Source organism: Thermosynechococcus sp. HY596, assembly GCF_030518715.1.
Lineage (GTDB): Bacteria > Cyanobacteriota > Cyanobacteriia > Thermosynechococcales > Thermosynechococcaceae > Thermosynechococcus.
Genome location: NZ_CP130346.1, coordinates 2,386,042 through 2,412,465, shown reverse-complemented (window position 1 = coordinate 2,412,465; position 26,424 = coordinate 2,386,042). Strand labels below are relative to the sequence as shown.

At 53.4% G+C, this 26,424-nt stretch carries 23 protein-coding genes; 9 read left to right on the top strand and 14 right to left on the bottom strand.

Annotated features, from left to right (window positions below; all coding sequences use genetic code 11):
• Positions 1 to 3: 3 nt before the first annotated feature.
• From QYC28_RS11835 to cutA, 5 genes are all read right to left on the bottom strand, one after another.
• Entirely contained in the window at positions 4 to 1,530 is a 1,527-nt protein-coding gene (locus tag QYC28_RS11835; RefSeq protein WP_190278091.1) for an NYN domain-containing protein, read from the bottom strand.
• A 75-nt stretch (positions 1,531 to 1,605) separates the two neighbouring features.
• The gene (locus QYC28_RS11830; RefSeq protein ID WP_302679537.1) at positions 1,606 to 3,075 is read right to left on the bottom strand and encodes a glycosyl hydrolase family 57; all 1,470 of its coding nucleotides are present in this window, start codon (positions 3,073 to 3,075) and stop codon (positions 1,606 to 1,608) included.
• A gap of 3 nt (positions 3,076 to 3,078) precedes the next feature.
• Entirely contained in the window at positions 3,079 to 4,260 is a 1,182-nt protein-coding gene (locus QYC28_RS11825) for an FtsX-like permease family protein (protein ID WP_302679536.1), read from the bottom strand.
• A gap of 70 nt (positions 4,261 to 4,330) precedes the next feature.
• On the bottom strand, positions 4,331 to 5,497 hold the full coding sequence (locus QYC28_RS11820) for a DarT ssDNA thymidine ADP-ribosyltransferase family protein (RefSeq protein ID WP_149821066.1): 1,167 nt from the start codon (positions 5,495 to 5,497) through the stop codon (positions 4,331 to 4,333).
• Between the two features lie 2 nt (positions 5,498 to 5,499).
• Positions 5,500 to 5,877 carry a divalent-cation tolerance protein CutA gene (cutA, locus tag QYC28_RS11815; RefSeq protein WP_302679535.1) on the bottom strand — a complete coding sequence of 126 codons (378 nt, stop codon included), beginning with the start codon at positions 5,875 to 5,877 and terminating at the stop codon, positions 5,500 to 5,502.
• A gap of 31 nt (positions 5,878 to 5,908) precedes the next feature.
• Here cutA and QYC28_RS11810 point away from each other — a divergent pair, with 31 nt between their 5' ends.
• Positions 5,909 to 7,003: a beta-ketoacyl-ACP synthase gene (locus QYC28_RS11810; RefSeq protein ID WP_149821064.1), complete on the top strand. Its 1,095-nt coding sequence runs from the start codon at positions 5,909 to 5,911 to the stop codon at positions 7,001 to 7,003.
• Here QYC28_RS11810 and dxs read toward each other — a convergent pair.
• The 3 genes from dxs to QYC28_RS11795 form a co-directional block, all read right to left on the bottom strand.
• Positions 7,000 to 8,913 (bottom strand): 1-deoxy-D-xylulose-5-phosphate synthase, encoded by a 1,914-nt coding sequence (gene dxs, locus QYC28_RS11805; RefSeq protein WP_286625826.1) that lies wholly within the window; start codon positions 8,911 to 8,913, stop codon positions 7,000 to 7,002. The two genes, QYC28_RS11810 and dxs, sit on opposite strands and share 4 nt — an antisense overlap.
• 104 nt (positions 8,914 to 9,017) lie before the next feature.
• Positions 9,018 to 9,596 carry a hypothetical protein gene (locus QYC28_RS11800; RefSeq protein ID WP_190278090.1) on the bottom strand — a complete coding sequence of 193 codons (579 nt, stop codon included), beginning with the start codon at positions 9,594 to 9,596 and terminating at the stop codon, positions 9,018 to 9,020.
• Positions 9,597 to 9,673: 77 nt separating this feature from the next.
• Positions 9,674 to 10,189: a cofactor assembly of complex C subunit B gene (locus QYC28_RS11795; RefSeq protein ID WP_149821060.1), complete on the bottom strand. Its 516-nt coding sequence runs from the start codon at positions 10,187 to 10,189 to the stop codon at positions 9,674 to 9,676.
• A 137-nt stretch (positions 10,190 to 10,326) separates the two neighbouring features.
• Here QYC28_RS11795 and QYC28_RS11790 point away from each other — a divergent pair, with 137 nt between their 5' ends.
• A complete protein-coding gene (locus QYC28_RS11790) occupies positions 10,327 to 11,745 on the top strand; it encodes a sugar transferase (RefSeq protein WP_149821834.1) in 1,419 nt (472 codons plus the stop codon).
• On the opposite strand, the gene QYC28_RS11785 is transcribed toward QYC28_RS11790, so the two are convergent.
• A complete protein-coding gene (locus QYC28_RS11785; RefSeq protein ID WP_149821058.1) occupies positions 11,698 to 14,226 on the bottom strand; it encodes an EAL domain-containing protein in 2,529 nt (842 codons plus the stop codon). The genes QYC28_RS11790 and QYC28_RS11785 overlap by 48 nt on opposite strands.
• A gap of 316 nt (positions 14,227 to 14,542) precedes the next feature.
• Between QYC28_RS11785 and QYC28_RS11780 the strand changes: the two genes are divergently transcribed.
• Together QYC28_RS11780 and QYC28_RS11775 are read left to right on the top strand one after the other, a co-directional pair.
• Positions 14,543 to 16,036 (top strand): pitrilysin family protein, encoded by a 1,494-nt coding sequence (locus QYC28_RS11780; protein ID WP_226971963.1) that lies wholly within the window; start codon positions 14,543 to 14,545, stop codon positions 16,034 to 16,036.
• A gap of 118 nt (positions 16,037 to 16,154) precedes the next feature.
• A complete protein-coding gene (locus QYC28_RS11775) occupies positions 16,155 to 16,517 on the top strand; it encodes a hypothetical protein (protein WP_190278089.1) in 363 nt (120 codons plus the stop codon).
• Positions 16,518 to 16,667: 150 nt separating this feature from the next.
• Here QYC28_RS11775 and QYC28_RS11770 read toward each other — a convergent pair whose 3' ends face one another.
• The 4 genes from QYC28_RS11770 to QYC28_RS11755 form a co-directional block, all read right to left on the bottom strand.
• Entirely contained in the window at positions 16,668 to 17,585 is a 918-nt protein-coding gene (locus tag QYC28_RS11770) for an ABC transporter substrate-binding protein (RefSeq protein WP_149821056.1), read from the bottom strand.
• A 65-nt stretch (positions 17,586 to 17,650) separates the two neighbouring features.
• Positions 17,651 to 20,536, bottom strand: a complete 2,886-nt coding sequence (gene infB, locus QYC28_RS11765) for a translation initiation factor IF-2 (protein WP_302679534.1) — start codon at positions 20,534 to 20,536, stop codon at positions 17,651 to 17,653.
• A gap of 199 nt (positions 20,537 to 20,735) precedes the next feature.
• Entirely contained in the window at positions 20,736 to 21,287 is a 552-nt protein-coding gene (gene rimM / locus QYC28_RS11760; protein ID WP_149821052.1) for a ribosome maturation factor RimM, read from the bottom strand.
• A complete protein-coding gene (locus tag QYC28_RS11755; RefSeq protein ID WP_149821050.1) occupies positions 21,268 to 21,882 on the bottom strand; it encodes a precorrin-8X methylmutase in 615 nt (204 codons plus the stop codon). The genes rimM and QYC28_RS11755 overlap by 20 nt, the downstream gene beginning before the upstream one ends.
• Positions 21,883 to 22,068: 186 nt before the next feature.
• On the opposite strand from QYC28_RS11755, the gene QYC28_RS11750 reads away from it, so the two are divergent.
• From QYC28_RS11750 to mtnA, 3 genes are all read left to right on the top strand, one after another.
• Positions 22,069 to 22,560, top strand: a complete 492-nt coding sequence (locus tag QYC28_RS11750; RefSeq protein ID WP_149821048.1) for a CGLD27 family protein — start codon at positions 22,069 to 22,071, stop codon at positions 22,558 to 22,560.
• A 43-nt stretch (positions 22,561 to 22,603) separates the two neighbouring features.
• Positions 22,604 to 23,551 (top strand): asparaginase, encoded by a 948-nt coding sequence (locus tag QYC28_RS11745; protein WP_255451666.1) that lies wholly within the window; start codon positions 22,604 to 22,606, stop codon positions 23,549 to 23,551.
• 77 nt (positions 23,552 to 23,628) lie between these two features.
• On the top strand, positions 23,629 to 24,696 hold the full coding sequence (gene mtnA / locus QYC28_RS11740; protein WP_149821044.1) for an S-methyl-5-thioribose-1-phosphate isomerase: 1,068 nt from the start codon (positions 23,629 to 23,631) through the stop codon (positions 24,694 to 24,696).
• Here the strand turns inward: mtnA and QYC28_RS11735 are convergent.
• Positions 24,693 to 25,040, bottom strand: a complete 348-nt coding sequence (locus QYC28_RS11735) for a hypothetical protein (RefSeq protein WP_149821042.1) — start codon at positions 25,038 to 25,040, stop codon at positions 24,693 to 24,695. The genes mtnA and QYC28_RS11735 overlap by 4 nt on opposite strands.
• Positions 25,041 to 25,135: 95 nt before the next feature.
• Here QYC28_RS11735 and QYC28_RS11730 point away from each other — a divergent pair, with 95 nt between their 5' ends.
• Both QYC28_RS11730 and QYC28_RS11725 read left to right on the top strand, forming a co-directional pair.
• Positions 25,136 to 25,441 (top strand): hypothetical protein, encoded by a 306-nt coding sequence (locus QYC28_RS11730; protein WP_286625814.1) that lies wholly within the window; start codon positions 25,136 to 25,138, stop codon positions 25,439 to 25,441.
• Entirely contained in the window at positions 25,431 to 26,408 is a 978-nt protein-coding gene (locus QYC28_RS11725) for a stage II sporulation protein M (RefSeq protein WP_149821038.1), read from the top strand. Before QYC28_RS11730 ends, QYC28_RS11725 begins: the two co-directional genes overlap by 11 nt.
• The last annotated feature ends 16 nt before the right edge of the window (positions 26,409 to 26,424 follow it).

The window sequence follows — 26,424 nt, the reverse complement described above, 5'->3', positions numbered from 1 at the left end:
CGCTTACTGGTGCACAGAAACAGATGGCTCAATGAGTGCCCGCAACAGTTCTGGTTTCGGATGCGCCCCTACCCGTTCAAAAAACACCCGAAGGGTCTGATCTAGCCACTGCGCCAGTGCGGCATAGCTTGCGGGAAGGGTTGTGATTTTCGCAGCAACAAAATAGCGATCGCCACTGTGGGGAGCTGGCACAAGAATATTGGCCGCTTGGCAGTTATTCAAGGCAATTTCAATTTGACTGCCACCAATCTCCGCTGGGGCGGTTTGCTCAATCATGGTGGCCAGTTCTTCTAGGGTGGCAGCGCAATCGCGATGGTCAAGGAGCCACGCTAAAACATAGGCTAAGGCTGGGGGTTGGGCGATCGCCACCCGTTCGTGACTGAGCAAAGCGCGATAGGTTGCCAGACTATGGAGGGGACGCTTTTCAAAATTGGCCATCACCACAGCACTGGGGGGAAGATGCTCCCGTAGGCCAAGACGCAGTTGATTGGCACTGCCCTGCCGATGAAAGACGCAGAAGATCGTGTTTTTGCAGACGTAGCGCAAGTATTCCGAGAACTTGACCATCCCCAACTGCAAAATGTCAAAGTTGGGCAGCAGGGCTTGTACCGCCCCTTGGACTTTACTAATGGGTAGCCCTTCCTGCCGCAGGAGCTTGCCACACTCCGAATCACGGCGGTACCAATCGAGAATCTGCCGCGTTTTGGCGATCGCCCCCTCGGCATGGCGAGCCAAGCTGATACTTAAATCCGCACACAAACGACGATTATCAGGATCTAAGGGAATGGCGGAGGATGGGATGCTGGGCGGCGGCGCTTCAATGGGGGGAGCGGGACTGGCGACAGGTGGGCGGGGTTTTACGGTTGGATCAGGGATGTGGACAAAGGCATCACAAATGGCCTGAAAACTCTTGCCAGCCGCATCTTCGTAGGCGCAGCCAATGACTGTTTTGCCGTACTGCCGTAACTTCTTGGCAAGGGAGCCAAAGCCACCATCGCCGGAGACAATCACAAACGTATCAAAGCGGTCATCCTGAAAAATCAAATCCACCACATCAATCGCCAATTGAATATCAGCAGCATTTTTGCGATTTTCGTAGGAAAAGCCAAAGACCTGTACAGGCTCAATGCCCAATTGGTGCATTTCCCGGCGCAGTGGCCCAAGGCGAGCATCACTCCAGTTGGCATAGGCACGTTGCAGCAGCACCCGCTCGATGGGGTAGGCTTGGCGAATATGGGCTTGGATGGCAGCGAGGGAGATTTTGGCCACATCTGCGGCTTTGATGTTGTAGCCTTTGATCAGGTTTTCAATGTCGTAGAAAATAGCGGTACGACGCGGGCCATTTCCAGAAGTGCGGGTTTCAAGGTGTTGCAGTCTTTCCTCTAAACGTTGGAGGAGGTCTTCGATCTGGGGGGTTAGGGAATGACGTTGACGATCTTGCACCCAAGTGCCCACCCATGCCCCCGCAGAACTGACCGCCACCACAGGAAGCGGTTCACGGGTAAGGGCGACGGCGAGGGAACCCGCCACAATCGCTCCTAAAGGAGGTATGCACCAGTTCTGCCATGCCATAACTTATTTTACGAATTCTTGGCAAACTCCCTCTCAAACACTAGTTTCTTGCAACAGTGCCATCCCGCGATCGCAAATCGTTTTTGCATAGTCTGTCCAGCGGCCACTGCCCCAGTAGCGAAAACAACTGGTTTGCGATGTCAGCACATAGAGGAGCGCTTCGCGGTAGGCAGGGCTTTGGGTCACTTGCGGGTCAGTCGCCACCAAAGGATCATAGATGCGGTGAAACTCGGCACTCAGGCGTTCCATCGGTTGCAGAACGGTCTCATAGCCCTTGACCCAACTGAGGTGATTCGTCCAAGAGGCACCCGCCATGGAGAAGTGGGGATTGGTTTGTTCAAGGTGGGCGATCGCTGCCGCAACCCTTTCTGGCGTTATCGGGCTATCCCCTAAGGTCTGCCAGAGTAGATGTTGGTGTACCGCTTGACAGCGAGGAAAGCGATCGCTAGTCACTCCCTGAGCCGCCAAGAGGGCAAGGTACTCACTGCCATTGAGACCCACCACCCCCGCCTCTGGATTCGCTTTTATCTCATGCCACACCGGCATAAAATCGCGGGGATATTCATTCATCATCACACCACCGTTTTCACCATCGGCAATTTGACTCACACAGGGGGGACCAAGGGGAGCCTGCCAGTGAGTGGCCAGATGCTTAGCTTCGTGATAAGGCTGCATTTGCGCCACAAGTTTCGTATCCGAGCCTTGGGTTTTAATCAGCACCGTTATTTCCGCCACCTCTCCTTGGGAGTTGCGCGCCACAAGGACATTCGGTACATACTTGGCAGCGTAGGGTAGCGGCGACCCATCCAACTGTTCAACACTGTGCTCCTGTACCAGCAACCAACTGTATCCACAGCGTTTGAGGCAGGTCACCAAGGTAAAGAGCGTATCCGGATGGTTGGGCAAATGCATTTCTGGCAGTGAAAAGCCCTGTACCCGTTGCAGCGCCTCAACCCCAAAGAGGGCCACAAATTGATGCTGCCAAGCGCGAATATGCAACTCAATGTCAGCGATTGGAGTGGAGGGAATCACCGCATGTCCCCAGCAGGTGCCCAGCCATTCCACATAGGGAGCATAGGCATCCACGGTAATCCGCCGTAGGGCGTCCAGCACCTCTTCCTGTCCCATCTGCTCCAGCCCCCAGAGGAGGTTGCCGGAGTAATCGAGCATAATCCGCGGTTGACAGCCCTCAGCCACCAACTGGGGAATCCAGTCCCCCATGCGTCGATAACACCAGAGAAATTGGGTTGCGTTGTGATTGTCCCCCTCGTGGGGATGCATCAGCATATACTGCAAGTGACTGATGAGGCTGCCGCCCTCCCCCGCTGGAATGGTCGGCTGGTGCATATGGAGGGCACAGGCAAAGGCCGCGCGAATAGAGGGGAGCATTTGGGGGGGCAAGGGGGGGCAACGGGGCACTTCACTCAACGCCTGTTCCCAACCACTGAGGACAGGTTCTCCTTGAGGCGGACAGGTTGACCAAGGGAGGGTAGGGCGGGGCATGATTCAAGCTCGAAAAACTTGGGCGGGATCAAGGCGCATCACTTTTTGAATCGCCAATAGGGAAGCACTGACACACATGGCGACGGTGGCACTAAAAACGGCGAGGGCAAGTTGGGGAGTAATGATAATTTGGATGGCACGGGCTTGCATGGTCCACATCCCCAGTCCCCAGCACAGGCCTAAACCGGGCAGATAACCCAGTACGGCCATCCACAGGGCTTGCTCAATAATAATGCGATACAAGTACCCGTCAGAAGCCCCCATTGCTTTGAGGGTGCCATACTCCTGTAGGCGATCGCTCACCGAGGAATAGAGAATCTGACTGACAATCACTATCCCTACAACGATGCCCACCCCTGCTCCTAGCCCCAAAATGAACCCCACACTGGTACTGGCCAACCAATAGCGCCGCGTCATTTCACTCAGAGCGGCACGACTGAGCACTTGATAGTTGGGAAAGGCTGCCCGCAAGCGCTCCTGCACTTTTGCTAGATCCTCTGCCGGGTTGGCTTTTACCATAACATAGGTGATGCGGGTACTGGGGGACACCAACGGCAGAAATTCGGGAACCGGCTCACTGGTATCAAACCGCGGGAAGTTCAAGTAAAGGTTCGCCGTTTCTAACGAGGTAAAGACATAGGGGCTAGAGACAATGGATTTGACACCGCGCGTCCAGCCAGTGACCGTCGCTGGGTAGTTATTCACGCGACCTTGCTCCCCTAGAGCCGTAAGGGAAAGGGCATTGAGGTCAATGCGATCCACGATGACACTGTAGGGTTCCTCTAGCTCCGTCAGGGTTGCACCAGCAACTGTCGTCAAGGGCAGCAAGGTGCCTGTTGGTTCAATACCCACCACCTGCACTGGATCGATCGCCTCTGTCTCTGAACGGCGCCACATCGCTGACTGGATCAACAGAGGTTCTGCGGCTACAACCCCTGCAACTGCCTGGGCATCGAGGACAACTTGATACTCAATAGGCAACGTTAAGCCAAAATAGCGCAACTCACTGGAGGCAATCCAGAAATCCGCTTGGCTTTTGTTCACCAAGAGAGTGGCCGATCGCCCAAATCCCTCAAGGAGTCCCGTTTGAATGGTGACGAGACTGACGGCAAACGTGATGCCTAGTTGAGCCACGAGAAAGCGACTAAAGTCTTCTAAGAGATTTTTGCGGGCAAGGGAAACCATTTTTCTATCTTAAGTTTGCGATGGGGACATGTCTAGACCGTGCTAGGCAGTTGGGGAAAAAACGGCCACCTTAGGCGGCTAGTAAAAAATCCCTAGTTAAAAACTCTGCTGGTACCTCTTGTTCCTGGGGCAAGTAAATAGCCACTTGAATCTGCATTTGTGAAAGATAACGACACATCAGTGGTCCTATTTCCCTCCAGTCTAGACCCCCCAAGCCACAGCCAAGGGCGGGAACAGCAAGAGATTGAATGCCTTCTGCTTGATAGCTATCCACTAACCATTGCAAACCTCGCTCAATTCCTGTAATGTCAGACGATCGTTTCCAGTGAGTTTTAGTCGGAAAGAGTAAAAACCATTTATTGGCATTCAAGTTGGGTAAGCTCAAAGGTTCATCCGCTAGATCGCTGTCTAGAGAAGCTTCACGTTTATACAAATATGGTTTCCCCATTGTAAGTTGCTTTTTCTTGCAGACATCTTGATAGACGACGTACATATCCGGAAATTGATATTTTGCCCGTGAGGCTAATCCCTTACCCATTACACCGACGGTATTGACACTGATTGTTAGGGTTTGCATTTGGGAGAAGAACATATCTCCATCCACCCAAGATAGATGAGTCGTAATTGCAGCACGTCGTCGGGGTTGGAAAAACATGTGGGGTTCAACTACGACTTCAACAGAACTGAACTGTTGTCGAAGGCGCTCTGCCATCTCCTGACTTGCAACATAAACAGAATGAATCTCAGTGGGGGGAACCACTTTTGGAACCAAGCATTCCGCCATAATTTTTCGCTTTGTACCATCTTCAGTTTTCCACCAGTCATTATTGAGAATGCTCCAATAATCGCGATGGATGATTTGTAGTCCAGTTTTAGCATCGCGGATTTCAGTAACGAAGTGGGCTGCATTCCCTAAAGCAATGAAGGTTCCTTTGATATCTAGGATACGGGGTTTAATTCCTAAAATGACAACATTGTTTTTATTGATTTCACTTAATACTTTATAAAGCATGGGATTTCGGGGTTGAAAATAGAGGTTGGCATATTGCCATAGACTCTGACCATTTGGTGCGAGGCGGTGTTGCCGATGCGCAACGATGTCTGCGTTATAGATAGGTGTCGGGGAAAGACCGCGTTCTACGACTTGCTCATGTGCAAGAATTCCGTGTTGGAATATAGAGGAGAGGTTGTTCACATGGGTAATGTAATATAAGCTTTTGATTTTGGGTTCAGGCATTCTTAACCTCTAGAGATTTTTTGAGTTTGTTCTTTGACCCAACTCAAGTAAGCAGGAGAACCGGCAATAATTGGCAGGGCAATGATTTCTGGAACTTCATAACTGTGTAATGCCAGCAGGCGATCGCGCACCTGCTCAAATAAAGTGATGCGAGTTTTAATGAGCAATTGCCATTCTGGATCGCGATGTACGGTTCCTTGCCAGCGGTATATTGATTGAATAGGCAGAATTTGCACACAGGCAGCGAGGTGCTCAGCCACGAGTTGATCGGCCAAGGAGAGTGCCTCAGCTTCTGTGGCCGTGGTAACCATCACCACACAATACTCCATTGCCGCTTCCAAGCCTGCTGTCCTCACGTCACGCTTGATGATGTCGATCATATCCTGAACAAATCTTGAATAAAATCGTGCAGTGAATGTTGTTATTACCGGTATTGGTCTGTGGACAGCTCTGGGGGAGAGCGCGATCGCCACATGGCGGCGCTACTGTCAAGGAAAAACGGCACTCATCGCCACGCCTAAAGGACTGGTGGGTGCAACGACCTTACCGATTGAGAAAATTATTGCTGCGACGACAACTCAAGCGCTCAACGACGCAAAATTAACGGTTCCCCTAGGCGATGCTGGAGTGGTGGTTGGCTCCAGTCGGGGCTTTCAAGCACAGTGGGAAACGTGGTTACGGCAGCCTTCTCTATCGCGAGAAACATGGTTACAAACCTTGCCAGCAACTGTCTCGCAGCAGGTAGCACAAATTGCAGGCATTCAGGGGATAGTGCTCAACCCCACAGCCGCCTGTGCCACGGGAATGTGGGCGATCGCCCAAGGGGCATTACTCATTGAGCAGAACCAGTGTGATCTGGTGTTGGCGGGAGGGGTCGAGTCCGCCGTCTCCCCCTTGACCTTGGCGGGATTTCGGCAGTTGGGGGTATTGGCTCAGGAGCGTGCGGCCCCCTTCGATCGCCAGCGGCAGGGATTTGGCTTAGCGGCCGGCGGTGCTATTGTCGTCCTAGAATCTGAGGCACGGGCGCGATCGCGAGGCATTGACCCCTATGCCCGAATTGCTGGAGTGGGTCTCAGTGCTGATGCCGAGCATATGGCTGCCCCCAGTGTCCACCAAACTGGTGCTCTCCTAGCCATTCAAAAGGCCTTGGCTCAGGCGGGGCTAACACCGCCACAGATCGACTGTATCCATAGTCACGGTACGGGCACACAGCGTAACGATGCCGCCGAAGCCACTTGGATGCAAACCCTTTTTGGTCAAGGGGTTGCGGTCACCAGTCACAAAGGGGCCCTTGGGCATACCCTAGGTGCTGCTGGCGCGATCGCGATCGCCCTCTCTTGCTTATCCTTACGGGAGCAGCAGATTCCTCCCTGTGTTGGCTGTGAGACTCCCGACTTTGACTTGGACATTGTCCAACAGACGCGTTCTGCCCCTCTAGAGCACATTCTCTGCTGTAGTTACGGCTTTGGGGGGCAAAATGCCGCGATTGTCCTCGCCCCTCCCTAGGAGGCAGTGACCACCCTTGGTTGAGCCACCCCAAACTTTTCCATGATCGTTTTAGCCATTTGTGGGGGTGTGAGTCCTAAGTCAGCCTTTGATTCTTCGGGACTAGCGTGCTCAACCAAGATATCCGGTACTCCTAAACGTAACACAGGCACCAAAATATCCGCCTCTTGGAGTACCTCGAGTACCGCCGAGCCAAAGCCCCCCATCAGGCAGCCTTCTTCTAAGGTGACCACGCGGCCAATTTGTTTCGCCAAAGGCAGAATCAACTCAGTATCTAGCGGTTTGGCAAAGCGGGCATTGATCACTGCGGCACTCATGCCGTGTTCCTTGAGGATTTCTGCCACTTGCATCGCCGGATAGACCATTGAGCCGTAGGCCACCAAGAGAATCTCTTCACCGGGGCGCAGGAGTTCCCCTTTGCCGATTTCGAGGGGTTCCCAGCCTTCCTCCATGAGGGCGACACCATAGCCATTGCCCCGGGGATAGCGTAGGGCGATCGGGCCATCGGTGTAGTTGATGCCCGTTACAATCATGCGTTGCAATTCCGCCTCATCCTTGGGTGCCATCAGCACCATATTGGGTAGGCAGCGCAAATAGGCAATGTCGTACATCCCTTGGTGGGTCGGGCCATCAGCACCGACAATCCCCGCCCGATCCATGCAGAAGAAGACGGGTAGCTTTTGGATGCAGACATCGTGAACAATTTGGTCGTAGGCGCGCTGCAAGAAGGTGGAGTAAATCGCCGCTACGGGGCGCATTCCTTGGGTGGCCATGCCGGCGGCCATTGTTACGGCGTGCTGCTCGGCAATGCCGACATCAATGTATTGGTTGGGCACCCGTTTTTGGAGGATATCTAGCCCTGTACCCGTGGCCATCGCCGCTGTAATGCCAACAATGCGCGGATCGTTTTCTGCGAGTTTAGTCAGGGTTTCGCCAAAGACTTTGGAGTAGCTGGGGGGCTTGGGTTTGCTGGAGGGTTTGGCCTTACCAGTGACGAGATCAAAGGGGTTTTGTGCATGGTAGCCCACTTGGTCTTTCTCGGCGATCGCGTAGCCTTTGCCCTTAACCGTTGCCACGTGAACCAAGACAGGACCGGAAATCGTATGGGCATGTTGGAATGTGGTAATGAGTTCTTCCAAATTGTGGCCATCCACCGGACCAACGTAAGTAAAGCCCAGTTCCTCAAAGACGGCGCCCACCTTAGGAACCGCAAGGCGTTTCATGCCCTCCTTGATGCGCTGCATCTCCGGGGTTAGGTTTTCACCAAAGAAGGGGATATGTTTGAACTGCTCTTCGAGGTTATCAGTAATAAATTGCACCTGCGGCGAGAGGCGGATTTTATTCAGATAGCGGGGAATCGCGCCCACATTGGGGGAAATGGACATCTCATTGTCGTTCAGCACCACCATCAGGTTGGTGTGGGGCAAGTGGCCGGCGTGGTTAATTGCTTCTAGCGCCATCCCCCCAGTTAAAGCACCATCACCAATAATGGCCACGACTTTGAACTTCTCTCCCTTGAGATCGCGGGCGATCGCCATCCCTAAGGCCGCGGAAATACTGGTGGAGGCATGACCGGCACCAAAGTGATCAAAGGGGCTTTCGCGGAGGTTGAGATAGCCAGCAATTCCTCCCTTTTGCCGCAGGGTATGGAAGTTGTTGTAGCGACCCGTCAACATTTTGTGGGGGTAGGCTTGGTGCCCCACATCCCAGACCACACGATCTCTGTCTAAGTCAAGGGTTTGGTAGAGTGCGAGGGTGAGTTCGACAACCCCCAACCCTGGCCCAAGGTGTCCTCCCGTGGCCGCCACCGTTTCCAAATGTTTGTCGCGGATTTGGGCGGCAATTTGACTCAATTGGGCAATGGACAACCCATGCAACTGGTTGGGATGGGTGAGTTCACTTAGGTGCATAGAAACCCGACCTCGCAAGATACCTAGGAGCGATAGCCTACCGCTGACCACAGAAAAACTATCTGTTGACTGATTCTAGCAAAGTCCCCCACCGAAGTTGGGCATTATTTCGCCCCTAGACGCGGTGAAAAGCCGCAATAATCCCGAAACAGTTGATCATAAATTTCTAACGCTGTTTCATAGAGTTCGCTCAATTCACGAATTTCTTCCGTGGATTCATTGGTATAATTTTCCACCAACCAAATCACCCATTGGTAAAATCGCTCCCGACCCCACTGTTGCCAATAGTTGGCGAGAATTCCCCGCGCAAGGTCAGTTCCCAACCGTTTGGGGTAACCGTGGCTTGTGGCCAAGTCTTGGAGATCCCCTAGGAAGCGTTCGGTCATCGCACTGAGGTGACTCAGGGACATCTGAGCACATTGACAAGCCCGCTCAAAGGCGGCGTTGGTCTCTAGGGAACTGGGCTTGACCGTTTCAGCCATCAAGCGACCATGACTATCTACCTGACGCTCGACAGCGCAGTGGGGAACTTTAGTGAGGGGGTAGCCTTCACAGGCGAGATACACCCGAAAGTTTTTCTCTAAACGATCCACTTCTTCGGGACTGAGGTGGATGTCGAGTTCAAGCAGGAGTTGACCAAAGGTACGCTCATCAGTGGTGGTGGTGGTTTGCGAGTAGGTCATCGCGAAGTCCCTCACAGGTCGTCAAAAGATTATCCTGTGATGTTTTTTCCGTTATGCACCTCAGCCAAGAAGGCAGCCTACAAAGCTCCCAACACCGTGTTCTCGAAAGTCATTAGTTCATCGCGGTGTCCCTCTAGGGTGACTTGGGTACCGATCGCATGGGGTTGCAAAGAGAGTTTGACGGTTTCGAGCCGTTGGGCACCTCGCCAATAGAACCACGGGGCAATGGGCGTCAGGCCAATCAGACCAAAGGCCAGAATGCCGCGATCGGGAAAGAGAACGGTCAACACAAGGGCGATCGCTGTGGCACCGGAGACGGCAAGGCCAAAAAGCAATGCGGCCAAAAAGGGACTAGCGGCAACATTTCCCTGAAACGTCACTTCACTGCCATCAGCACTGACGGTATGCAGGCGGTAGCCCCGCTGCTGGAAATACTGCTTGAGGCGGGGAGCAAGTTCAGCAATGGGCTGGGCAATGAGCCATTCTTTGGTTTCAATGCGTTCTTTGGTGGAAGCACGAATAAAAAACACAAATCCGACGGCCAAGAGACTCGTGAGTAAGAGAGTGGAAGGATAAATTAAATCGCTGGACATGGAGGTTGGGTAAATGGACTGTTTGTCTCTTATTGTCAAGGATTTATGGGGGTCTGCAAAGAGATATTGCACCGCGATCGCCCCTTGGGGTTCTGCGGAATACTAAACCCTAGCCATTGTTGTTGTGTTGCTCCATGATGCGGTCTCAAGCTTCCCCCCGTGATATTCGGGCACCCCGCTGCCGTCGGATGTGGTTGCGCTCAGAAACAGCTTTTGCCCTGCTGCTATTGACCAGTGACCTCGTGGGGTTGGTGTTGGCTTGGAAGTTGGGCTTACAACTCAATCGCTTCTATGCGCCGTTGCCCCCTGATTTAGCAGCGTGGTACTGGCTGGGATTGCCCAGTGTCTTTTGGCTCTTTGCCACTGGTCTATTGTTTTTGATTGCTGTGAGTGGGCTGTATCACCCGCGCGGCCATTGGAAAAATTATCTGCGCCTTGCTAAGGTACTGAGCTTGGGCTATTTGTTGGCACTGGCGATCGCCTACTTCTATGATCCCAAGGTAGATTTGCCTCGCTCACTGTTTTTTAGTGCTTGGGGTCTCAGTGTGGTTTTCGCCGTGATCTTGCGCTTAGCCGTGAGTCTGGCGTTTAAAATTTGCACCCTACGGCAACCGATTCGCGCTTTTCTGGTGGCGCCCCCGGAGCGACAGGAGCATCTCAGCAGCCTACTAGAGCAACGCTCGAACTATAAGATTGTCGGCAGGGCGATCGCCACCATGGCCAATGAACCGGAAACCCTGACCGAGATTCTCAACTGTCAAGCCCAAGAGGTGATTGTAGAAGGCCTCCCCCCAGCCCATCTCGCTTCAGCCCTCTATTGGCAGCTACGCCAACATGGCATTGCCCTACGGTTGATCCCCTCCAGCTTGGAAATGCTCTACCGCCGCGGCACCCCGGAAATTGTGGCGGCTTTGCCCACCCTGCGGGTAGATATGACGTATCTCAATGGTTGGGAATATCGGCTGAAGCGCTATTTGGACGTGATTTTGGCACTCTTTGGCATCGTGGTGCTGGCACCCCTCTTTATCGTGGTGGCGATCGCCATCAAACTCACCTCCCCAGGGCCTGTCTTTTTCCGCCAAGAGCGGGTAGGACTCCACGGCCAAGTCTTTCAGATGTGGAAATTTCGCACCATGCGAGCCGATGCCCCGCAACTCCAAGCGCAGTTGGAAACACAAAATGAATCCGCCGATGGCATTCTCTTCAAGGTCAAAAACGACCCCCGCTGCACGCGCCTCGGCAGTTTCCTGCGCAAGACCAGCATTGATGAACTGCCGCAACTGTTTAATGTCCTCTGGGGAGACATGAGTTTAGTGGGGCCGCGTCCGCTACCCCTGCGGGATGTTGCCCGTTTTCATTCTTGGCACCATATTCGCCATCAGGTGATGCCAGGGATTACCGGGCTGTGGCAAATTTCTGGCCGCTCTGAGATTGGCAACTTTGATGAAGCGGCACGCCTTGACCTCTACTACATTGACAATTGGTCGCTCAATCTGGATTTGGAAATTTTAGTGGAGACGGTGCGTATTGTGCTTTTTGGCAGTGGGGCGTACTAGGTGCGGCAACAATTGGCTGGCAAATAACTGTTCCACCTGTTGAGCTGAGAGGGGGCGGGCAAAGAAATAACCTTGGCCATAGTTGCAGCCAAGCGCCTGAAGAACGCGATACTGATCGCGTGTTTCAATACCCTCCGCCACCACCTTCAACCGCAAAGAATGCGCCAGCATGAGAATCGTGTGCACAATTGTCGCCGAAGATTCCTCATTGTTGAGAGCGGAAATAAACGTGCGATCAATTTTTAGTGTGTCAATGGGAAAACGGTGCAAATAACTCAGGGAAGAATATCCTGTACCAAAGTCGTCCATATACACGCCAATGCCCATGGCGCGAATTTCCTCAAGGGTGGCGATCGCCACCTCCTTGTTGTCAATCAAGATGCCCTCGGTCACCTCAAGGCGCAGTCGCTCAGCGGGAAATTCTGTTTCTGACAAAATTGATCTTAAGTTGAGCAGCAGATCCGCTTGCTGGAAATGACGACCGCTGAGGTTGACACTAATGCTTAAACCGCGACTGCGGGGAAACACCTTTGACCAGCGTTGCATTTGCCGACAGGCTTCTGCCATCACCCACCAACTAATGGGTAGGATCAGACCCGTTTCTTCGGCGACAGTCATGAATTCACTAGGGGAGACGATTCCCCGTTCGGGATGTTGCCAGCGCAGCAGCGTTTCAAAGCCGACAATATTGAGCGTTGATAGATCAACAATCGGTTGATAGTACACCAAAAATTCATCGCGCTCTGCCGCCCGTCGCAGATCAGTTTCCATTTGCATCAGGGCAATGCTCTGGGCACGCATCGTCATGCTAAAGACTTCATAGCGAGCTTTGCCCAAGGATTTCGCGCGGTACATGGCGGTATCCGCATCTCGCAATAAGTCCTCAGCCGTTTTGCTTTCCTCGCTGGGGAAGGCAATGCCAATACTGGCACTGGTAAAGACTTCATGCCCCTCAAGGAGAAAGGGACGGCTCAGAGCCACTAGCACTCGTTCTGCCACTTCGATCGCTTGGGCGGGAGTCGTTAACTCCTCCAAGAGAATGGCAAATTCATCACCCCCAAGGCGGGCGATCGTGTCCTCAGCGCGGGTACAGGCCGTCAGTCGCTGGCCAATGCCAATCAGGAGTTGATCCCCAGCTAAGTGCCCCAAGCTATCGTTGATCACCTTAAAGCGATCCACATCTAAAAACAGCACCGCAAAGAGGGAGTTGGGACGTCGCACGCGGCGGGTAATGGCCTGCGTCAGCCGATCCATAAAGAGCACCCGGTTGGGTAGCCCCGTCATGGCATCGTGCAGCGCATCGTGGAGAATTTGCTCCTGAATCAAGTGGTACTCTGTGACATCGGTCATCGAACCGGCCATGCGATAGGGCTGCCCCTCTTCATTGCGCAGGGCTTTGCCTCGCGATCGCATCCAACGGTAACTGCCATCGGCGTGTTTAATCCGAAACTCACACTCAAAATGGGGACGGGTACTGAGAAGATGCTCCTTCATGCTCTGGCGTAGCCGCTCTAGGTCATCGGGGTGGACACGCCGCCACCATTCCTCGATGGTGGGTTGTAGGGTACCGGGGGTTTCGCCAACCAGCAGTTCCCAGCGGGGAGAATAATACATCGAGCGATCGCTAATCTGCCAATCCCAAAGGCCATCATTGGCGCCCTCAGCTGCCAGAGCATAGCGTTCTTCACTAATGCGCAGGGCGAGTTCAGAACGTTTGCGTTCAGTAATATCGGTAATGTAGCAGCGAATTAATTGGCTCTCCCGCAGCAGATGGATTGTCACTTCGTAGGTGCGATCGCCAACGTTGATTTCTTCAACAGAAAATCGCTTTTCCTGCAACGACCAGCTTTTGAGGCGCGATAGCAGCGGATGCTGCACATCTGGTTCCCCAAGATCGGGAAATTCCTGAATGGCCGCTGGGTTGAGATAGGTAATTTGGCCATTGGGAGCCAGTTCAATGATCGGATAGGGACTTAACTCTGGAAAGGAGGACAACCGCAGCAGTTGGATTTCGGTCACCTCAGACATTTCACTGCTGACGAAGGCACCCCCCAAAGAGGCCACGTCTTGATCTGAGATACTTGATGCTTCGAGGGCGCGGGTGTAGCGATTGAACCCGGAGTCAGAAATATTGGCGATCGCGTGGTAGCGGGCACGCACATCACCGCCAAAGACGATCAAATCCTTATGCTGAAGAATGTGGGATTGACAGGGCTTGCCATTGACCGTCAGACCATTGACACTGCGCTTCCCTTGTAGATCGCCATCAATGAGGCGAAAGAAAAAATTACCACTGCTGGGATCCAAAACCCGTAGCAAAACAGCGTGCTGACGGGAAACCATTGGCGACTTAAGAACAATCGTATTACTGGGATGTCGCCCAATTGTATAGGTACTGGCTTCCAAGGGAATGGTACGCCGACCCTCTTGATCCTCAATAACGAGAAGATGGCGCCACTTCTTCGGCGGATCAGACTTCACATCAATCGCCTCGGCAAATTCTCATGACGGAACGGTTTTCACTAGAAACTCCCCAATCAAGCCGGTATTGATGAAGAGACTCACTTGCTATTCTAGGACGTGAGATTTTATTCTGTTTACAGAAAATTTACTGGGTTGCAGTGCAGTCTTTATCCTGACAATACTTGGAATAAGTTAAGCATTTCTTAACAGTGTAATGTAATTTTCATGGCTGGCAGTCTTTTTCACATCGATGGAACACACTTAAAACTGTGAAAGCTGCTCTGGGAGAGGATGATATCCCCCTCACATATCCCATAATTTAGAAAACAGTTATATGTTGGCTTCATCCTATCGGATTATTTTTATTCTTTTTCTCTCGATGGCTGTCTGGCTCCAAAGACGCCGTCCAGTGGGGCGATCGCTTTGCCTTGGACTCGTAGTGGCTCTCCTGCTATGGTTGATCCCACCCCCTTTGGCAGCAGCCATGACCCCCAAGCACTACACTGAGCTGACATTTCCCCCCTTACCGGAAATTCAAGTGCCGGCCTATGAACGCCGTCAGTTGGCCAATGGGATGGTGGTCTATCTCCTAGAGGATCACGAGTGGCCCTTGGTGCGAGGCACCTTAATCTTTCGGGCAGGTAGTCGTTGGGATCCGCCGGCTCAGGTGGGTTTGGCAGAAGTCAGTGGCGACCTGATTCGCACGGGTGGCACCCAAGTTCATCGTGCCGCTGAAATTGACCAATGGCTTGAGGATCGAGCAGCAGCCATTGAATCGGGTGTCGGCAAAAGTTTAGGGCGGATTAATTTCAACAGCCTCAAGGAACACAGTGAAGCGGTTCTAAGCCAACTAGCGGAGATGCTCCAAGCGCCAGCAGTAGAACCAGAGCGATTTGAACTGGCGATTCGGCGGCGGCAAGGGATCATTCAACGCCGCGATGATCAACCCAATGCCCAAGCAGAACGGGAATTTTACAAGCTGATCTACGGTGCTGAGAGTCCCTATGCCCGCACCCAAGAGTTAGAGACCCTTGCCAAGATCACACCGGCGGATGTGCAGCAGTTTTACCGCAGGTACCTCGCTCCCTCCCGCTGTATTTTGGGCTTGGTGGGCGACTTTGATGCCTCGCAAATGGGCGATCGCCTTGAAGCAATTTTTGGCTCATGGCAAGATCCACCGAATTTACCTCCTTTGCCCCCCTTACCTAGGGTAACAGTTGATACGTCGCCAACAACGGTGGTGATTAATCGCCCCCATCTCTCCCAAAGCTATATCTACACGGGGCAATTGGGGGGGACGCTCAAAGATCCGGACGTGTTTAACTTCTATGTTCTCAATGGGGTTCTCAATGGCTTTGGTGGGCGTCTTTTCAATGAAGTGCGATCGCGCCAGGGCTTGGCCTATAGTGTTTATGCCGCTTGGAGTCCCGAATTTGACTATCCGGGGGTGTTTTATGGCGTTGGCCAAACGCAAACAGAAACCACAGCCAAGTTTCTCAGCGCCCTACGGCAGGAAATCCAGCGACTGCAACAGGAACCCGTTAGTGCCGCAGAACTGAACTACGCCAAAGACAGTATTCTCAACTCCTTTGTCTTTAATTTTCGCGATCGCCTGCAAATTCTCAATCGTCTCCTGCGCTACGAATACTACGATTTGCCCAAGGATTTTATCTTCCGCTATCAGCGAGCCGTTAAAGCCGCAACGGCAGCAGATCTGCAACGGGTGGCACAAACCCGCCTAAAACCAGAACAGTGGCGTACCCTGATTGTGGGCGATCGCATCCCCTGCCCTACGACAAATTGCCAGCAACGACAATCTCAATCCTAAGAGCAAGATGAGCTTTCGCATTCAGAATATTGCGCGGCTGTGCCAAATCAAGCAATCATCGTTAGACTAGCGATACAGACCTTTTCCAAAATCAAGTAACAAGTTGTGAGGAAACCCTATGTCAGCTTTGCGTCTCGCTCTTTTAGTCAGCCCTACCTTTTTGGGATCCGTCCTGAGCTTGGTCGCATTGATTGCACCTGCCCATGCCCAACTCAGTACCCCCATTCCCGTGCCACCTCCAGAAAGCAGTGAGTGTGTCACTAATCCCCACCAGAAGTTTCAACTGGTCTGTACTCGCCTAGGCGCTCAGGAAACAAAACTGCAAGCCAGTCGTGATAATGGTTCGCTGCCCCCTCCTGTACTAGAGTTTACTGAGGAAGAAAGTAATACCGCGATCGCGCTATTTGGCTGTGATTGTCCCCTGTGTCTAAATGCCTTACGGCAAATGCGTGGCCAGCCTCCCCTCAATCAATTGGGTTAATACTGGATACAAGGGAGTAGGATCCAAGTATGAGCCGCTGGATTAACCTGCTTGCCCTGCTCCCTAATACCATCCTCACGATTTTAGTCATCCCTTGCCCCACAAGCGAGAAGTGAGGTTGAGAACCGTAGGGTCAGCGTCGGGAGGATGTCACACAATCCCAATTTGGGTCTGTTGATCATTCCACATTTTCCATTTTTCGTAGATGCGGCGTAATGTGCCGTCCTTCTTGAGGATGTCGATGGCTTGATCAACTTCTGTTTTGAGGGTTTCTCCTTTGGGGTTGTTCTTATTAAAGGCAATCACATAGTTATTCAAAAAGATCGGGACACCAATTGGACGCAGGCTATTGTTCACTGTGCCCCCCGGACCGGCGCCAAGAACATAGTAGGCAACAATCGGATAGTCTAGCATCACGGCATCAATCCGCCCTTGGGCGAGATCATCAAAGGGCAGGTTGCCATCGTAGGCACGGGTTTTAATGTTTTTGTCCCTTTCAAGAATTTCTTGGGCTTTGTAGCCAATGCCAGTGCCGACAGTCATGCCAGCCAGATTGGCCAGTGTGACTTCACTCGTGGCAGTGTATTGCTCAAAACGGGGGTCATTGGCTCGGACAACGATCTGTTGGCCATAGCGATAGTAGGGCTGGGAAAAGAGTTGGGTGCGATCGCGATCGGTGGTGATCTCCCAACCGTTAAGAATCATGTCAAAGCGATTGGCGGCAAGGGCAGCGGACAGTTGATCGTAGGCAGTGGCAACGAATACGGCATTGACCCCCATTAGTTGGGCGATTGCGTCGGCAATTTCCACCTCAAAGCCAATCAACTTACCGGGATCAACTGGGTCGTAAAAAACGTAGGGAGCACCACTAATCGCCTCAGCCCCCCAAGCCAATGTACCGGGATTGAGGAGACCTTTGCTGGAGACAGTGCCCGTAGTTGACGTTCCAGAGGTCGAATCGACATTGCCGGCACAGGCCGTGAGTAGGGTTTTACTCCCTGTGGCGATCGCGATTGCCCCCATCCCCTGTGCCACACGGCGCAAAAACGTACGACGGTGCAGTCCCATAGCGCTCTCCTCACATCAGGTTGATCTTGAATTTAGAGTTATCAATTGATCAACTTTGACTCAGTTTAGTTTCTATCGCTACCGCTGCCAAGACTACGACGTTTTGTTACTGTTTGGAAGGCGTAAATAATATCTCCTTCCTGCCATTGTTGAAAATCATCCAAGCGCACACCACATTCGTAGCCCGCCGCAACTTCGCGGACATCGTCCTTCAGGCGTTTTAGCGAACTCAAGATGCCTGTGTGAATGACGCTTTGCTGGCGCAGCACCCGTACTTTGCAGTTGCGCACGAGCTTGCCATTGAGGACATAACAACCGGCCACAGCTCCTTTGCTGAGGGGGAAGATAGCTCGCACTTCGGCTTGACCCAGTTCTTCCTCGACCAGTTCGGGTTCCAGCATCCCCTCCATTGCCCCTTGAATATCATCGAGGAGCTTATAGATGATGTTGTATTCGCGGACATCAACATTGTGCTGCTCAGCCGCTTGGCGTGCCCCTGAGGCAAGGGTCGTATTAAAGCCAATGATGACGGCACTACTGGCGGCGGCAAGGTCAACATCGGTTTCAGTAATTTCGCCGGGGGCAGCCAACAAGACTCGCAACTGTACTTGATCTTGGGGCAGTTGGTTGAGGGCCGCCAAAATCGCCTCGACGGAACCTTGAACGTCGGCTTTGAGAATGAGATTGAGTTCCTTGAGTTCCCCTTCGCGGGCTTGACTGGACAACGAGGTAAGGGAGACCCGCCGGGCGGCTGCGGCTTGGGCAAGGCGGGATTGGCGTTGAGCGGCGGCTCGCTCCTCCGCAAGGGCACGGGCGGCTTTTTCATCGCTGAGGACTTCAAATTCATCCCCGGCAGCAGGGACATCCGCCAGACCCAAGACTTCGACAGCAAAGGAGGGGGTTGCTGCCTCGACACGCTGCCCGCGATCGTCAATCATGGCGCGAACCCGACCAAAACAGGCACCTGCCACCAGAATATCGCCGACCCGCAGAGTACCGTTTTGTACCAGCAATGTGGCCACAGGTCCCCGTGCCCGATCCAAGTGGGCTTCAATGACGGTGCCTTTGGCAGGGCGATCGGGATTGGCGTAGAGATCCTCCACCTCAGCCACCAGCAGGATCATTTCTAGGAGCGTATCGAGATTTTGCTGTTGCAGGGCACTGACGGGAACCATAATCGTGTCGCCCCCCCACTCTTCGGGCACCAAGCCGTATTCGGTGAGTTCCTGCTTGACCCGCTCCGGTTGGGCAGACTCTTTGTCAATTTTGTTAATGGCGACAATGATCGGCACTTTAGCTGCTTTGGCGTGGCTAATGGCTTCAATGGTTTGAGGTTGCACCCCATCATCGGCAGCAACCACGAGAACAGCAATATCGGTGACCCGTGCCCCCCGTGCCCGCATGGCGGTAAAGGCTTCGTGACCGGGGGTATCGAGAAAGACGACCTGATGTTTTTCGCCGTTGTGTTCGACATCCACGTGGTAGGCGCCAATGTGTTGGGTGATGCCGCCTGCTTCCCCTTGGGCCACTTTGGCATTGCGAATGGCATCGAGAAGGCTGGTTTTGCCATGATCCACGTGACCCATAATCGTGACTACGGGTGGACGCCGTTGCAGGTGATCGAGGTCGCTCGACTCCAGCATTTCGGTGACTTTTGTGGCCTCGGCTTTCTGCTGTGCCGTTTCCACCGTAATCCCCAATTCCTTGGCCACGAGTTCAATTGTTTCCACCTCAAGGGTTTGGTTGATGGTGGCGGCAATTCCCTTAAAGAAGAGAATTTTAATGATTTCCGCTTCGGGGCGACGCACTAAACTGGCCAACTCCTGCACTGACATCGGGCCTTCAATCGTAATGTGATCGGGCGGTGGTGCTTCGGCTGGCTCTTCGTGACGGCGATCGCGATGCCGGGGTTGTTTTTTCTCGCTGCTTTTTTCGGTTTTCGCCGCTGGTGTAACGGGGCGGGCAGGACGAGGCGCCTTGGGCTTGGGTGGCCGTTGCAGCGATTGGCTGACATCAACGGTTACTTGGTGTACCCCGACCAAACGGCTGGTGAGTTCTAGTTCTTCCTCTTCGTCGATGACTTCTTCACGCAACTTGACAACGCGAGAGGATTTCCGTTTGTTCTCCTCATCATCAAAGTCTTTGTGACGGTGGCGGTCTTTGATGACTTTGCTAACGGACTTGTCATCGAGTACCTCAACGGTTTCGGTGACGGGCTTGGGTGGATTTGGTGCCCGCAGGACTGGCGCAACGGGTTTGGGTGGCGGTTGTAGCTCTGGTAAAGCTGGCTTGGGCGCCATTTCCGGGGGCTTGACGGGTGCCGGGGGAACTGCCCGCTGGACAATTTCAATGCGATCTTGACTGCTGGGTTTCGCAGGAGCGATCGCCACCTTTTCTTTTTTGGGGGGTTCCTTTAGCTCTTTGCGGGGCGGGGGAGCCGCAGCGACTTTTTCCGCTTTCTTGGTGGGGCGGGCGGGCGGGGGGACTAAAGTAGGCGCTGGACGCGGTGGTGTCGGTTCGGGTTTTGCGGGAGGTGTAGGGGGTTTGGGCGCCACAGGTTCCACTGGCTTGGTGGCAACCGGCGCAGGGGGTGTGGGTCGCGCAGGGGGCTGCGGTGCTTGGGGACGAGCGGGAGGTTGTTGTAATTGAGGCTTGGGCGCTTCTGGTGTCTCAGAGCGGGGTTGAGTGTGGACAGCAACAATTTGCTGCGTTTTTGGAGGGGCTGCGGCTTTCTTCACAGGAGGAGGTGTTTTTGAAACTTTACGGGGAGAGGCACTATGGGGTTGATAGGTTTTGGCAGCTTCGCGAATGCGATCGGCATCGGCATCGGAAATTGTGCTGCTGTGACTTTTATAGGCAATTCCCAACTGTTCACAGATCGCCAATAAATCTCGATTATCTAGGTTGAGTTCTTTTGATAGGTCATAAATGCGAACTTTACCAATGCTCATGCTGTCTCTCAAAGGCTCTGAAATCTCTACAAAGGGGCAAACGGTAGGGCGATCGCGATCGCTCAAGTAAAGGCTACCGTCAAGGTGGAATTAATGGGTTTTAAGGGATGGGTTGGGGCAACTCACTCAACAACAATCTCAAGAGTCGGGGCTAAAAAATAGAAGTATCCCTATTATTAACGATTTTGGTAGGGATTGATCAGGGCAACAGCCCCAAGGGGGGATCAATTTCAATTCTGCGGGCTGCTAGATCAACCAGCGGCACGATGGCTGGCACAAAAGGAATATACACTGATCGGCGGGCTTCTTGCGCTGGGTCGAGTAACTGCACTTCTAGTAGGTCATTGCCGGCATTGACCAAGCCCACCACTTCGCCAACTCGCTCACCGTGGTGATACACGGCGAGTCCAATCAAGTCCATGAGGTGGTATTCATTTGCGGCAAGGGGTGGGCGATCGCTAGCGGGGACTAAAATTTCTGCCCCCTTGAGTGCCTCCGCTGCGGTGCGATCGCTGACTTCGGCAAAGGTAACCACAAACTGTTCGACACGGGGTAAAAATCGCCCGCGCACAAGGGTAACCGCATAGGGTTGGAGCTGCCGGGGCGATCGCAACCAACGAGAACCCGCTACGGTAAAGCGTTCGGGAAAATCACTAAAGGGCTTGACCTTCACCTCCCCCCGCAGGCCGTGGGCACCGACAATTTGGCCGATACAGAGCCATTCACTTGTCTCAGGGAAGGGGGTCACCATAGGCCGTCCAAGCCAACTTGAGTAAACCGTTCATAATTGCTGTGGCAACGCTCACGCCCCCCTTGCAACCCTTAATGGAGATGTGGGGCACCCAAGACTTTTGCAGGCGATCCAAAATGGGGGGGAGAAAATTGGGGGCAGCGTCAATAATTAAGGCAGGGCGAATTTCCTGAGCCTCCACTAAAGTCAGGAGAGGTTCTAGGGCTGAATGATCACTACTGAGGACAAAAATAGCCGTGGGATGGCGTCGTGCCAAGGTTTCTATGCCAAAAGCAATGCGGGACTTTTCCTGCTGCGGACGGGTGAAGGTTTCTGCCCCACAGTAAATGGGATTGCCAAAGGTGTTTTGGGTGTAGGAGAGCACCCCCACCTGCACCATCGTCACATCCACCACAATCGGGGTATGAGCGGCAAGGGCAGCCACACCGGATTGCAGGGCCTGCTCTGAATAGACAATCAAATTCAGATATTCTAAATCCCCCGTCGCATAAATCACACGGCGCGTAATATCGTACTGTGCTGGACTCAGGTTGTGCCCGGCCAGCAACTGGTCAATAACCCGTAGTTGTGCAACGTCAGACTGGTGCCATTCCATCAAAGGTGCCGCAAGGGAGCTAGGGAATAATCAATATAGCAACAAAGTTTTCCCCCCACTAGACGCGGGGTAGGCGTGACACCCTCTAGTGTACGGGGCGATCGCCCGATTTCATGCATGGTGTGGCGATCCACGATTTCAGCGAGACTGGTATGCTGGAAACAGCGTCCTTGAACTTGTGCCACTGTGTCTCAGATTCTCTGTCCTGTCCCGGCAGATCAACGACCGATCAACGAATATCGTGACCTCAAAGCCTCTTGGTTTTTTGAATGGTCGAGTTGGCCGCGGCCACGCTTTCAACGGCGTTTGCTACTGCTGTGGGGGATGGCTTGGCTAGTCAGTGGACCGGTGGCGATCGCCAGCTTTTCTCTGAAAGAGGCACCCCTACATGTTTTCTTCGCTGGGGCGCTAGGAGCAAACTTCCTGCTGTTGCTGATTCTTTTGCGCCTTGTACTCGGTTGGGCCTACGTGGGCGATCGCCTGCACCGTCCCACCGTCATTTATGAGGAAACAGGCTGGTACGACGGTCAGGAGTGGCAAAAACCCGAAGCTGAATTGGCTCAAGATCGCCTGATCTATACCTACGAGTTGCGCCCGATTTTACAACGGTTACAGGTAACCCTTTTGGCGCTCGTGATCTTTTCTTTGGGACTGACCCTTGCTTGGGCACTCCTGTAGCTGCTGCTGATATTGTTGCTCATTGACCTGCATGACCGAACCTATGTCCAAACGCACCCAAGCCCCTCTCCTCGATGTTTGCTTACTGCGGGAAGGGATTGTTGAGTCGCGCCACCATGCCCATGCCGTGGTCTGTGACGCCCGGGGGCGAATTCTTGCCCTTGCAGGAAACGCTGAAACCGCTGCTTTTATCCGCTCTGCCCTCAAGCCCTTTCAAGCCTTGGCAGTGACCACCACGGGAACGATGGAGCGGTTTGACTTGAGCGATCGCGACCTCGCGATTATCTGTAGCTCTCACCAAGGTCGTATTGAGCAAGTGCGCCAAGTCTTTAACATCCTCTGGCGTGCCGATGTGGATCCCACCGCCTTGCAATGTCCCGTTCCCCCCGGCCGCCAAGGGGCACTGCAGCACAACTGTTCGGGTAAACATGCGGGGATGCTAGCGGTTTGTCAACAGCGTAATTGGCCATTGGCAAGTTATCTGCACAAAAATCACCCCGTTCAGGCTCTGATCCTCTCTAAGGTGGCGGAACTACTGAAGATGCCCGCCGCAGAATTTATCTGTGCCCACGACGACTGTGGGGCGCCCACGTATTTGATGCAACTGGTGCAGATGGCTACCCTTTACGGCCAACTGGCCTCGGGCAATGACTGGGCAATGGAGCGCGTCGTTCGTGCCATGACCCACCACCCTGATTTTGTTGCCGGTCCCGGTGCCTTTGATAGCGAGCTGATGCGCCTCACGGAGGGGGAAATCCTCAGTAAGTCCGGAGCTGAGGGGATTCAGTGTGTGGGTCGTGTGGGCGAAGGGATGGGATTGGCGATTAAGGTGAGTGATGGTGCGAAGCGTGCTAAGTATGCCGTTGCCATTCAACTGTTGAAGCAACTGGGCTGGATTACTCCCAGTGTGGCGGAAGCCTTGGGGGAGCAGTTTCTGATTCCCAACCAATTTACCCGTCTCGAGGTGAATGGTGAACTGACCTTTGCCTAGGGGGCTAGATTCTAGCCTGAATAGGCTCTCCCTTGGGTTATGATTTGTATTCAATTTTAGTGAGCACGGAGGCTGTTGTGGCTGTCACAGCAAATGTCGGAACCATCTTTCCTGTGGTGTGGGCGGGCGATCGCGTGCAGTTAATTGACCAAACCCGCTTGCCAGAACAGTATGAACTCAAGGACATCACCACCGCAGCGGAGATGGCCACCGCCATTCGGACGATGATTGTACGGGGTGCGCCAGCGATTGGTGTGGCAGCAGCTTTTGGTATGGTCTTAGGGGCACGGGAATACACAGGGAGCGATCGCGAGGGCTTCTTGGCTCACCTAGAGAATGTCGCTTCCGAATTGCGGCAAACCCGCCCCACGGCAGTGAATTTATTTTGGGCCATCGATCGCATGCTTGGGGCAGCCCAGCAAGCCACAGCCAGCCTTGAGGAACTCCAGCAGCACCTTCTTGAAACCGCCCAAACCATTGCCCGTGAAGATGTGCAAACCTGTCAAGCCATTGGTGAAAACGGCCTTAGTGTCCTGCCGAAAACACCCGAGAAGTTGCGCTTGCTTACCCACTGCAATGCCGGTGCCCTAGCGACAGCAGGCTATGGAACAGCGTTAGGGGTGGTGCGTGCGGCTTGGGCGGCGGGTCGCTTGGAGCGAGTCTATGCCGATGAAACTCGTCCTCGTCTTCAGGGAGCGAAATTAACCGCTTGGGAATGTGTGCAAGAGGGCATTCCTGTCACCCTGCTGGCGGATACGATGGCGGCGCACTGTATGCAGCGGGGGATGATTGATGCGGTGGTGGTGGGTGCCGATCGCATTGCCCTGAATGGAGATACCGCCAACAAAATTGGTACCTATAGTGTGGCTCTTGCCGCCAAAGCCCACAACATTCCCTTCTTTGTCGCCGCCCCCCTTTCTACCATTGACACCAAAATTGCCACTGGGGCGGAAATTCCCATTGAGGAGCGACACCCTCAAGAAATTTATCAGGTGGGGTTTAGCCGCATTACACCCGCTGGGGTAGATTTTTACAACCCTGCCTTTGATGTCACCCCTGCCCATTTAATTAGCGGCATTATCACAGAGCTAGGGGTTTTTGCTCCCGCTGACCTTGCACGGGGTATTGGTGCAGCAGCAGGTTAACGACGACAGACCGCACGGGCAATATCACCCGCTATCGTGCCGGGGGGATAGCTTTTGGTTCCCGTCCACTCCCAACCGTAATACTCACTTTTAATGTCATAGGGATTACAGGAGGCGGTTGCCCGATGCCAGTAATCGTCGCCAAGGGTCGAGAGGCTAAAATCCACTTGGATAATGCCATTCCTATTTCTATAAAAGCGACGGGAATCCATATCCACGGTGTAAACACGGCCTCTACTGTCGCGAGCCACTTCCACTTCCATTTCTGCGAAAGCAGGCGGGGCGATCGCCAGACTGAGGCTCAACGTTGCTGCCCCCACAAGGGCAACAGGTGTCCGAAACATGGTCAGAAACCTCTTTCTTTGGTAATACGATCGTAGCAATTGTGCTAGAACATCGTTATTCTTAGTTCAAAAAGCTTTATAGAAAAATAGAAAAAATGATTTCCTCACCATCCTCTTTAAGTACAACCGACCTCAACGCCCTTGCTGAACGGATCCGTATCGCGGCTGAGCGAGCCAATGGAAATGTCCATGACCTGTTGGCATTGCTGCGGCTTTTAGAGCAATTGCATCGTGAAATTTGTAACAATCAGTTTCAAGCGGCCTTGCCCACCAACCGCCAAGCGCTCTATAAACTACTGCGGGATATTGAAACCAATGGCGGCTGGCCCTACATTCCCCGCAAACGCCTAGAGTCTTTTTTGGGGGCAATTCAAGAGGAATCGGATAGTCATGAATGTTGAACGCTGGCTGATCCGCCAAGAGCCGCAGTGGCTAGAGCTAGAACACCTCCTCAACCGTGCTGAGACAGAGGGGATTCAAGCGCTATCGGCAACGGAGATTCGCCGCCTCAGTCAGTTGTACCGCTTGGTTAGTGCAGATTTAGCGCGGGCAAAAACTCGCCGCTTGGGCAGTAGCATCGTCAACTATTTGCAGGGTCTCACCTTGCGGAGTTATAGCCAAGTCTATCAGGGTGAGCGCTCCCAAGATTGGCGCCAAGTTTGGTGGTTTTTCCAGCGGGGCTTCCCAGCGGTTGTCCAGCAAACATGGGTCTATACGGCCTTTGCCTTGGGGGTATTTCTGGTGGCGGCGGCGATCGCTTGGTGGTATGCGTGGAGCGATCGCCAATTTTTGGAGCTGGTGGTGCCCTCAGACATTCTGTCCCTCGTGGAAGAGGAGGGCAAGCTCTGGATGGGATCGATCGTCGGGGTTGAACCCCTAGCCTCCAGTGCCATTATGACCAATAACCTGAGTGTGGCTTTTACAATGCTAGCGGGCGGCATCCTAGGGGGACTAGGAACCCTCTATATCCTCTGGAATAACGGTCTGCATATCGGGGCGATCGCTGCCTTGGTGGCGCAAAACAACCTAGGGTATCCCTTTTGGGCGTTTGTCAGTTCCCATGGTGCTTTGGAGCTGCCTGCAATTTTTCTGGCCGGCGCTGCGGGTCTGTTGTTGGGGCAAGCGATTCTCTTGCCGGGGCGTTACCGTCGCCTGAGCGCACTCAAACGCAATGGCGCTTTGGCAGCACAACTGATGTTTGGCATTGTTCCCCTCTTGGTGATTGCGGGCATTATCGAGGGCTTCTGGTCGCCCAATCCCCTGATTCCCAACAGTGTGAAATATTTGTCTGGCCTAGGGTTGTTTGCGGCTTTAGGCTTTTATTTGGCTTGGCCGCTAGAGCGATCGCCCACGGGTGAGGGAAAATAGAAGGATGCTTTATTGA

Bases quoted from the DNA above. Each gene is read 5' to 3' on its own strand.
- QYC28_RS11755 (WP_149821050.1), bottom strand. From the start codon at position 21,882: ATGGAATGGCACCAGTCTGACGTTGCACAACTACGGGTTATTGACCAG.
- cutA (WP_302679535.1), bottom strand. From the start codon at position 5,877: ATGATCGACATCATCAAGCGTGACGTGAGGACAGCAGGCTTGGAAGCG.
- QYC28_RS11745 (WP_255451666.1), top strand. From the start codon at position 22,604: ATGTCCAAACGCACCCAAGCCCCTCTCCTCGATGTTTGCTTACTGCGG.
- QYC28_RS11795 (WP_149821060.1), bottom strand. From the start codon at position 10,189: ATGTCCAGCGATTTAATTTATCCTTCCACTCTCTTACTCACGAGTCTC.
- QYC28_RS11735 (WP_149821042.1), bottom strand. From the start codon at position 25,040: ATGTTTCGGACACCTGTTGCCCTTGTGGGGGCAGCAACGTTGAGCCTC.
- QYC28_RS11800 (WP_190278090.1), bottom strand. From the start codon at position 9,596: ATGACCTACTCGCAAACCACCACCACCACTGATGAGCGTACCTTTGGT.
- rimM (WP_149821052.1), bottom strand. From the start codon at position 21,287: ATGGTGACCCCCTTCCCTGAGACAAGTGAATGGCTCTGTATCGGCCAA.
- QYC28_RS11780 (WP_226971963.1), top strand. From the start codon at position 14,543: ATGTTGGCTTCATCCTATCGGATTATTTTTATTCTTTTTCTCTCGATG.
- dxs (WP_286625826.1), bottom strand. From the start codon at position 8,913: ATGCACCTAAGTGAACTCACCCATCCCAACCAGTTGCATGGGTTGTCC.
- QYC28_RS11770 (WP_149821056.1), bottom strand. From the start codon at position 17,585: ATGGGACTGCACCGTCGTACGTTTTTGCGCCGTGTGGCACAGGGGATG.
- QYC28_RS11790 (WP_149821834.1), top strand. From the start codon at position 10,327: ATGCGGTCTCAAGCTTCCCCCCGTGATATTCGGGCACCCCGCTGCCGT.
- QYC28_RS11830 (WP_302679537.1), bottom strand. From the start codon at position 3,075: ATGCCCCGCCCTACCCTCCCTTGGTCAACCTGTCCGCCTCAAGGAGAA.
- QYC28_RS11775 (WP_190278089.1), top strand. From the start codon at position 16,155: ATGTCAGCTTTGCGTCTCGCTCTTTTAGTCAGCCCTACCTTTTTGGGA.
- infB (WP_302679534.1), bottom strand. From the start codon at position 20,536: ATGAGCATTGGTAAAGTTCGCATTTATGACCTATCAAAAGAACTCAAC.
- QYC28_RS11725 (WP_149821038.1), top strand. From the start codon at position 25,431: ATGAATGTTGAACGCTGGCTGATCCGCCAAGAGCCGCAGTGGCTAGAG.
- QYC28_RS11820 (WP_149821066.1), bottom strand. From the start codon at position 5,497: ATGCCTGAACCCAAAATCAAAAGCTTATATTACATTACCCATGTGAAC.
- QYC28_RS11825 (WP_302679536.1), bottom strand. From the start codon at position 4,260: ATGGTTTCCCTTGCCCGCAAAAATCTCTTAGAAGACTTTAGTCGCTTT.
- QYC28_RS11730 (WP_286625814.1), top strand. From the start codon at position 25,136: ATGATTTCCTCACCATCCTCTTTAAGTACAACCGACCTCAACGCCCTT.